This window comes from Stenotrophomonas sp. AGC87, from assembly GCF_057333975.1.
Genome location: NZ_JBHFHW010000034.1, coordinates 31,900 through 39,268 on the forward strand (window position 1 = coordinate 31,900; position 7,369 = coordinate 39,268).

5 protein-coding genes are annotated in these 7,369 nt (G+C 66.2%); 4 read left to right on the forward strand and 1 reads right to left on the reverse strand.

Going from position 1 to position 7,369, the window contains the following annotated elements; all coding sequences use genetic code 11:
- Positions 1 to 17 precede the first annotated feature (17 nt).
- Positions 18 to 1,202 (reverse strand): acyl-CoA dehydrogenase family protein, encoded by a 1,185-nt coding sequence (locus ACE026_RS14240; protein ID WP_486039489.1) that lies wholly within the window; start codon positions 1,200 to 1,202, stop codon positions 18 to 20.
- A gap of 112 nt (positions 1,203 to 1,314) precedes the next feature.
- Between ACE026_RS14240 and ACE026_RS14245 the strand changes: the two genes are divergently transcribed.
- The 4 genes from ACE026_RS14245 to ACE026_RS14260 all read left to right on the forward strand — a co-directional run bounded on the left by ACE026_RS14245 (position 1,315) and on the right by ACE026_RS14260 (position 7,313).
- Positions 1,315 to 2,244: an ArsR/SmtB family transcription factor gene (locus ACE026_RS14245; RefSeq protein ID WP_121037902.1), complete on the forward strand. Its 930-nt coding sequence runs from the start codon at positions 1,315 to 1,317 to the stop codon at positions 2,242 to 2,244.
- A 9-nt stretch (positions 2,245 to 2,253) separates the two neighbouring features.
- Positions 2,254 to 3,360 carry a homocysteine S-methyltransferase family protein gene (locus tag ACE026_RS14250; RefSeq protein WP_486039483.1) on the forward strand — a complete coding sequence of 369 codons (1,107 nt, stop codon included), beginning with the start codon at positions 2,254 to 2,256 and terminating at the stop codon, positions 3,358 to 3,360.
- A 63-nt stretch (positions 3,361 to 3,423) separates the two neighbouring features.
- Positions 3,424 to 6,108 (forward strand): methionine synthase, encoded by a 2,685-nt coding sequence (gene metH / locus ACE026_RS14255; protein ID WP_486039484.1) that lies wholly within the window; start codon positions 3,424 to 3,426, stop codon positions 6,106 to 6,108.
- 14 nt (positions 6,109 to 6,122) lie between these two features.
- Positions 6,123 to 7,313: an MFS transporter gene (locus ACE026_RS14260; RefSeq protein WP_486039485.1), complete on the forward strand. Its 1,191-nt coding sequence runs from the start codon at positions 6,123 to 6,125 to the stop codon at positions 7,311 to 7,313.
- Positions 7,314 to 7,369: the final 56 nt, after the last annotated feature.

Sequence of the window (7,369 nt, forward strand, 5' to 3'; positions counted from 1 at the left end):
CGCCGCTGTCCTGTCGATCAGCGCAGACCGGTCTCGTTGCGCGCGATCACCAAACGCTGGATTTCCGAGGTGCCCTCGTAGATCTCGGTGATCTTGGCATCACGGAAGTAACGCTCCAGCGGCATTTCCTTGGAATAGCCCATGCCACCGTGGATCTGCACGGCTTGGTGGGTGATCCACATCGCAGCTTCCGAGGCGGTCAGCTTGGCGATCGCCGCTTCGTTGCTGAAGCGCTTGCCCTGGCCCTTCACCCATGCCGCGCGCAGCGTCAGCAGCAGGGCTGCATCCAGCTTGCACTTCATGTCAGCGATCTTCGCCTGGGTCATCTGGAAGGTGCCGATCGCCGCGCCGAAGGCCTTGCGGTCCTTCACGTATTCGATCGTCGCTTCATACGCCGCACGGGCGATGCCGATCGCCTGCGAGGCAATGCCGATACGGCCGGCGTCAAGCACGCCCATGGCGATCTTGAAGCCCTCGCCTTCCTTGCCCAGCACGTCATCCGCGTCTGCCACGTAATCCTGGAACTCGATTTCGCAGGTGGCCGAGGCACGGATGCCCAGCTTCGGCTCGGTCTTGCCGCGGTGGAAGCCGGCCTTGTCGGTGTCGATCATGAACGCGGTGATGCCACGCGCGCCCTGTTCCGGATCGGTCATCGCAAACAGCACGATGTACTTGGCCACCGGGCCGGAGGTGATCCAGCTCTTCTTGCCGTTGATCACGTAGGTGCCGTCGGCCTGCTTGACCGCGCGGCAGCGCATGGCCGTCGCATCCGAACCGGACTGCGGCTCGGTCAGCGCGAACGCGCCGATGGCCTCGCCCTCGGCAATGGCGCGAACGTATTTCTGCTTCTGCGCTTCGCTGCCATGGGTCAGGATGCCGTTGCAGAACAGCGAGTTGTTGACCGACATGATCGTCGAATGCGCAGCGTCTCCGGCGGCGACCTCCACCATCGCCAGGACGTAGGCGATCGGGTCCATGCCCGCACCGCCGTAGGCTTCGGGCACTTCAATGCCCATCAGACCGTTCTCGCCCAGCAGGCGGATGTTCTCCAGCGGGAACTCGCCGGTGCGGTCGTGGTGTTCGGCGCTGGGCGCGATTTTTTCCTGCGCGATACGGCGCGCAACGTCCTGCAGCATCAACTGCTCTTCGGTAAAGCTGAAATCCACAACACCCTCCCGGGTACAGAGTGATAAGGGCCGCAGTGCGCGCGGCCCGGTCGGGCGATTGTACCGGGGGGCGGGGAAAGGACGCCTGACTTGACCGAACCGCCGCCAAAGGACGAAAATATCTCTATATCGCGATAGGTAGATATTTATGGATCTCGAGGACTGGTCCGTCCGGCTGAAAGTGTTCGCCGACGCCACCCGGGTGCGCCTGCTGGCGCTGCTGGAACAGGAAGAACTCACTGTGGCCGAGCTGTCGGCCATCACCACGCTGGCGCAGCCGCGGGTGTCCACCCATCTGGCCCGGCTCAAGGAAGCCGGCCTGGTCCGCGACCGTCGCTCCGGCGTCTCGGCGTATTACCGCTTCGATGACGCCGCGCTGGATCCGGCGCAGCGCGCATTGTGGCATGCCCTGAGCACCGGCAGCGACGACCCGCTGCTGCGCCAGGATGCTGAACGCGTTGCCGCCGTCATGGCCAGCCGTGCGGCGGACCAGAACTGGGCCGACAGCGTCGCCGGCGACATGGAACGCCATTACTCCCCCGGCCGTACCTGGGAAGCGCTGGCACGCACCGCGCTGCCGCTGCTGGAAACCGGTGACGTGCTCGATATCGCCTCCGGTGACGGCGTACTGGCCGAGCTTGTAGCGCCGCACGCCAAGCGCTACATCTGCATCGACACCAGCGCGCGCGTGGTCGCCGCTGCCAGCGAGCGCCTGCGCCGGCTGGCCAACGTGGAAGTGCGCGAAGGCGATATGCATGCCCTGCCCTTCCCCGACCAGAGTTTCGACCTGGTCGTGCTGATGCACGCACTGACCTATGCGGCCAAGCCGGCCCAGGCCGTCGCCGAGGGTGCGCGCGTGCTGCGCCCAGGCGGGCGCCTGCTGCTGTGCAGCCTGGCCCGTCACGAGCACCGTGCGGCCGTGGATGCGTATGGCCACGTCAACCTCGGTTTCAGCGACAAGGAACTGCGCAAGTTCGTGGAGAAGGCCGGCCTGGTCGTCTCCAGCCTGGAAACCGTGACCCGCGAGAAGCGCCCGCCGCATTTCGAAGTCATTTCGCTGATCGCCAGCAAGCCCTGAGGTCTGCCCATGTCATCCCTGCCCTGGCTCCACCCCGACCGCGTGCATGCGCTGGAAACGGCGCTGGCCCAGCGCATCCTGATCATCGATGGCGCCATGGGCACGATGATCCAGCGGCATGGGCTGGAGGAGGACGATTACCGCGGCGCGCGTTTCGCCGGCGGTTACGACCACCAGCACGGGCCCGGCTGCGACCATGCCGCGACCGGCGACGCGCCGCAGGGGCATGACCTCAAGGGCAACAACGACCTGCTGCTGTTGACCCGCCCGGAGGTGATCGGCGGCATCCACACCGCGTACCTGGAAGCCGGCGCGGATCTGGTCGAGACCAACACCTTCAACGCGACCTCGGTCAGCCAGGCCGACTATCACCTTGAACACCTGGTCTACGAGCTCAACAAAGCCGGTGCCGCAGTGGCGCGCGCCTGCTGCGATGCGGTCGCGGCGACCACGCCGGGCAAACCGCGCTTCGTGATCGGCGTGCTCGGTCCCACCAGCCGCACCGCATCGATCAGCCCGGACGTGAACGATCCCGGCTTCCGCAATACCAGCTTCGACGCGCTGCGCGAGACCTACCGCGAAGCCATCGGTGGCCTGATCGACGGCGGCGCCGACACCCTGATGGTGGAAACCATCTTCGACACGCTCAACGCCAAGGCCGCGCTGTTCGCCATCGAAGAAGTGTTCGATGCCCGCGGCGGGCGGCTGCCGGTGATGATATCCGGCACGATCACCGATGCCTCCGGCCGCACCCTGTCCGGGCAGACGGCCGAGGCGTTCTACGCCTCGGTCGCGCACGGCCGGCCGCTGTCGATCGGGCTGAACTGCGCGCTCGGCGCCAGCGACATGCGGCCCCACGTGGAGACCTTGTCCACCGTGGCCGAGTGCCTGGTCAGCGCGCATCCCAATGCCGGCCTGCCCAACGCCTTCGGCGAGTACGACGAAACCCCGGAAGAAATGGCCACCACGCTGCGCGAATTCGCCAGCGCCGGTCTGCTCAACCTGGTCGGCGGCTGCTGCGGCACCACCCCGGCGCACATCCGCGCGATTGCCGAAGCGGTGGCCGATCTGCCGCCGCGCCGCCTGCCCGCACCGCCGCTGGAAGATGCGGCATGACCGCGTCCGCCCCACGCTCCCGTTGTCGTTGACCCTCCTCCGCCAGCCCGTGCCAGCCTGCCCATGACGTCTTCCCGCCACACCCGCCTGTCCGGTCTCGAGCCGCTGGTCATCACCCCGGACCTGCTGTTCGTCAACATCGGTGAGCGCACCAACGTCACCGGCAGCGCGCAGTTCCGCAAGCTGGTGAAGGAAGAGCGCTACGAAGAGGCGGTGGAAGTGGCACGCCAGCAGGTCGCCAACGGCGCGCAGATCCTCGATGTCAACATGGACGAGGGCCTGATCGATTCCGAAAAGGCGATGACGCGCTACCTCAACCTGATCATGTCCGAGCCGGACATCGCCCGCATTCCGGTGATGGTCGACTCCTCCAAGTGGAGCGTGATCGAAGCGGGGCTGAAGTGCCTGCAGGGCAAGAGCGTGGTCAACTCGATCTCGCTCAAGGAAGGCGAAGCGCAGTTCATCGAACAGGCGCGCAAGGTACTGCGTTACGGCGCGGCTGCCGTGGTGATGGCCTTTGATGAAGAGGGCCAGGCCGATACCTGCGCGCGCAAGGTCGAGATCTGCACCCGCGCCTACCGGGTCCTGACCGAGCAGGTCGGCTTCCCGCCGCAGGACATCATCTTCGACCCGAACATCTTCGCCGTCGCCACCGGCATCGAAGAGCACGACAACTACGCGGTCGACTTCATCGAAGCCACCCGCATCATCAAGCGGACGTTGCCGCACTGCCATGTTTCCGGCGGCGTCTCCAACGTGTCGTTCTCGTTCCGCGGCAATGAAACCGTGCGACAGGCGATCCACTCGGTATTCCTGTTCCATGCCATCGGCGCGGGCATGGACATGGGCATCGTCAATGCCGGCGCGATGCCAATCTATGATGACCTGGACCCCGAGCTGCGCGAGCGCGTGGAGGATGTGATCCTCAACCGCCGCAGCGATGGCACCGAACGCCTGCTGGAGATCGCCGAGCGCTACAAGGGCAAGAAGGGCGAAGTGCGCGGCGAAGACCTGGCCTGGCGCGAGAAGCCGGTCAATGACCGCCTTGCCCATGCGCTCGTGCACGGCATGGATGCGTGGGTCGAGCAGGACACCGAAGAAGCGCGTGCGCGTTCGACCCGTCCGCTGGATGTGATCGAAGGGCCGCTGATGGACGGCATGAACATCGTCGGCGACCTGTTTGGCGCCGGCAAGATGTTCCTGCCGCAGGTGGTCAAATCCGCACGCGTGATGAAGAAGGCGGTGGCCTACCTGCTGCCGTACATCGAGGCGGAAAAAGCACGCAGCGGCGACACCGCCAAGAGCAACGGCAAGATCATCATGGCCACGGTCAAAGGCGACGTGCACGACATCGGCAAGAACATCGTCGGCGTGGTCCTGGCCTGCAACAACTTCGACGTGATCGACTTGGGCGTGATGGTGCCTGCGCAGAAGATCCTTGACGCCGCGCGTGCGGAGAACGCCGACATCATCGGTCTGTCCGGGCTGATCACGCCCTCGCTGGAGGAGATGAGCCACGTTGCCCGCGAGATGGAGCGGCAGGGCTTCACGATGCCGCTGATGATCGGCGGCGCGACTACCTCGCGCGCGCACACCGCACTGAAGATCGACCCGCACTACAAGGCGCCCACGGTGTGGGTGAAGGACGCCTCGCGCGCGGTCGGCGTGGCGCAATCGCTGATTTCGCGTGAGCTGCGCGATGCGTTCGTGGCCGCCAACGAGGCCGACTACGCCGACATCCGCCAACGCCACCGCAATCGTGGCGACGCCAAGCGGTTGGTCACCCTCGCAAAGGCACGCGCCCAGCGGTTCGTGGGCGACTGGGCCACCTACACACCGCCGGCGCCGCGCAAGCCGGGCCTGCATGTGCTCGATGATTACCCACTGGCTGACCTGGTCGAGGTGATCGACTGGACCCCGTTCTTCCAGGCCTGGGAACTGGCCGGCAAGTTCCCGGCGATCCTCACCGATGAAATCGTCGGCCCGCAGGCCACCGATCTGTACAAGGATGCCCGCGCGATGCTCGCCTGCATCGTCGAGGAAAAGTGGCTGACGGCCAAGGCCGTGTTTGGCCTGTGGCCGGCCAACAGCGTTGGCGATGACGTGCACCTGCGTACCGACAATGGCCCGGCCGTGCTGCACTTCCTGCGCCAGCAGGTGGACAAGCCGGTCGAACGCCCGGATTTCTGCCTGGCCGATTTCATCGCGCCGGCCGACAGCGGCAAGCAGGATTGGATCGGTGCGTTCGCGGTGACCGCCGGCATCGGCATCGACCCGCACGTCGCCCGCTTCGAGGCCGACCACGACGACTACAACGCGATCCTGCTCAAGGCGCTGGCCGACCGCTTGGCCGAAGCCCTGGCCGAGCGCCTTCACCAGCACGTGCGCATGGATTACTGGGGCTACCAGCCCGATGAGCAGCTGGACAACGAATCGCTGATCGCCGAGAAGTACGCCGGCATCCGCCCTGCGCCCGGCTACCCGGCCTGCCCCGAGCACAGCGAGAAAGCCACGCTGTTCCGCTTGCTGGATGCCGAGCGCAACGCGGACATGCAGCTGACCGAGAGCTTTGCGATGCTGCCCACCGCGGCGGTGTCGGGCTACTACTTCAGCCACCCGCAGAGCCAGTATTTCGTGGTCGGCCGTGTCACCCGCGAGCAGGTGGTGGACTATGCCAAACGCAAAGGCGTGGACCGCGTGCAGGCCGAGCGCTGGCTGGCCTCCAACCTGGATTACGATCCGGAATGAGTGTGTCACCCCGCATGGCTGCCCTCCCCCGCGACGCCGTACCGGCCGTCCGCCTGGCGTCGTTCTACCTGTTCTATTACGCCGCCCTCGGCGCGTTCACGCCGTACTGGTCGTTGTTCCTGACCTCGCGTGGCATGAGCGTCACCGCGATCAGCGTGATGATGGGCATCTGGTACGCCACCCGCATCGTGGCCCCCACCACCTGGACCTCCCTCGCCGCCGCCTCGCCACGACCGATCTTCTGGCTGCGGCTGGGCTGCGTGCTCACTCTGCTCACCTTCTGCGCGTTCCTGCTGCCGTTGCCGCAGCCGTGGCTGTACCCGGCAATGATCGCGTTCTGCTTCTTCTACAACGCGGTGATGCCGCAGTTTGAATCCATCACGCTGACCCACCTGGGCAGCGACAGCCACCGCTATGGGTTGATCCGGGTGTGGGGCTCGCTGGGTTTCATCGCCGTGGTGATGCTGTTTGGCTGGATCATCGAAGGCGACGGTGGCGCCGGCAACGCACATCTGCTGCCGTGGCTGATGCTGCCGCTGTTCGGCCTGCTGACCGCCTCGGGCTTTGCCAACCACTACGCACGCAACCTGCAGCGCAGCGACGGCGACGCGAGCGGGTTCTGGGCGATCGTGCGCAAGCCGCAGGTGTTGGCGTTCTTCCTGGCCGCCTTCATGGAGCAGCTGTCATTCGGCCCGTACTACACGTTCTTCTCGGTCTACATGGATCACCACGGCTACGCGACCTCCACCCTGGGCGTGCTGTGGACGGTGGGCGTGGTGTTCGAAGTAGGCGTGTTCTTCACCATCGGGCGCTTCTTCCGCCGCTATGACGCCAGCTGGATGCTGCTGATCGCCCTGCTCAGCTCCACCGTGCGCTGGGCGGTCACCGCGCTGTTCCCGGAAAACCTGCCGGTGATGCTCCTCGCCCAGACCGCGCATGCGCTGGGCTTTGCCGCCTTCTTCGCCGCGGCGATGCAGATGCTGGCGACCTACTTCCCCGGCCGCCTCAACGGCCACGGCCAGGGCCTGCTGTACGGCTTCTCCTCAGGCGTCGGCGGCGTGCTCGGCGCGCTGATCGCGGGCCAGTTGTGGCCGATCGATCAGGGCCGTACCGCGTTCCTGGCAGGCAGCGGTTTTGCGTTGGCCGGCGCCCTGCTGTGCTTCTTTGCGATCAGCCTGCCGCTGCTGCGCGCGCGCACGCGCTGATCGTCCGCTCCCGGTCGTGGGGGGGGGGGGGGGGGGGGGGGGGGGGGGGGGGGGGG

Bases quoted from the DNA above. Each gene is read 5' to 3' on its own strand.
- ACE026_RS14260 (WP_486039485.1), top strand. From the start codon at position 6,123: ATGGCTGCCCTCCCCCGCGACGCCGTACCGGCCGTCCGCCTGGCGTCG.
- ACE026_RS14245 (WP_121037902.1), top strand. From the start codon at position 1,315: ATGGATCTCGAGGACTGGTCCGTCCGGCTGAAAGTGTTCGCCGACGCC.
- metH (WP_486039484.1), top strand. From the start codon at position 3,424: ATGACGTCTTCCCGCCACACCCGCCTGTCCGGTCTCGAGCCGCTGGTC.
- ACE026_RS14250 (WP_486039483.1), top strand. From the start codon at position 2,254: ATGTCATCCCTGCCCTGGCTCCACCCCGACCGCGTGCATGCGCTGGAA.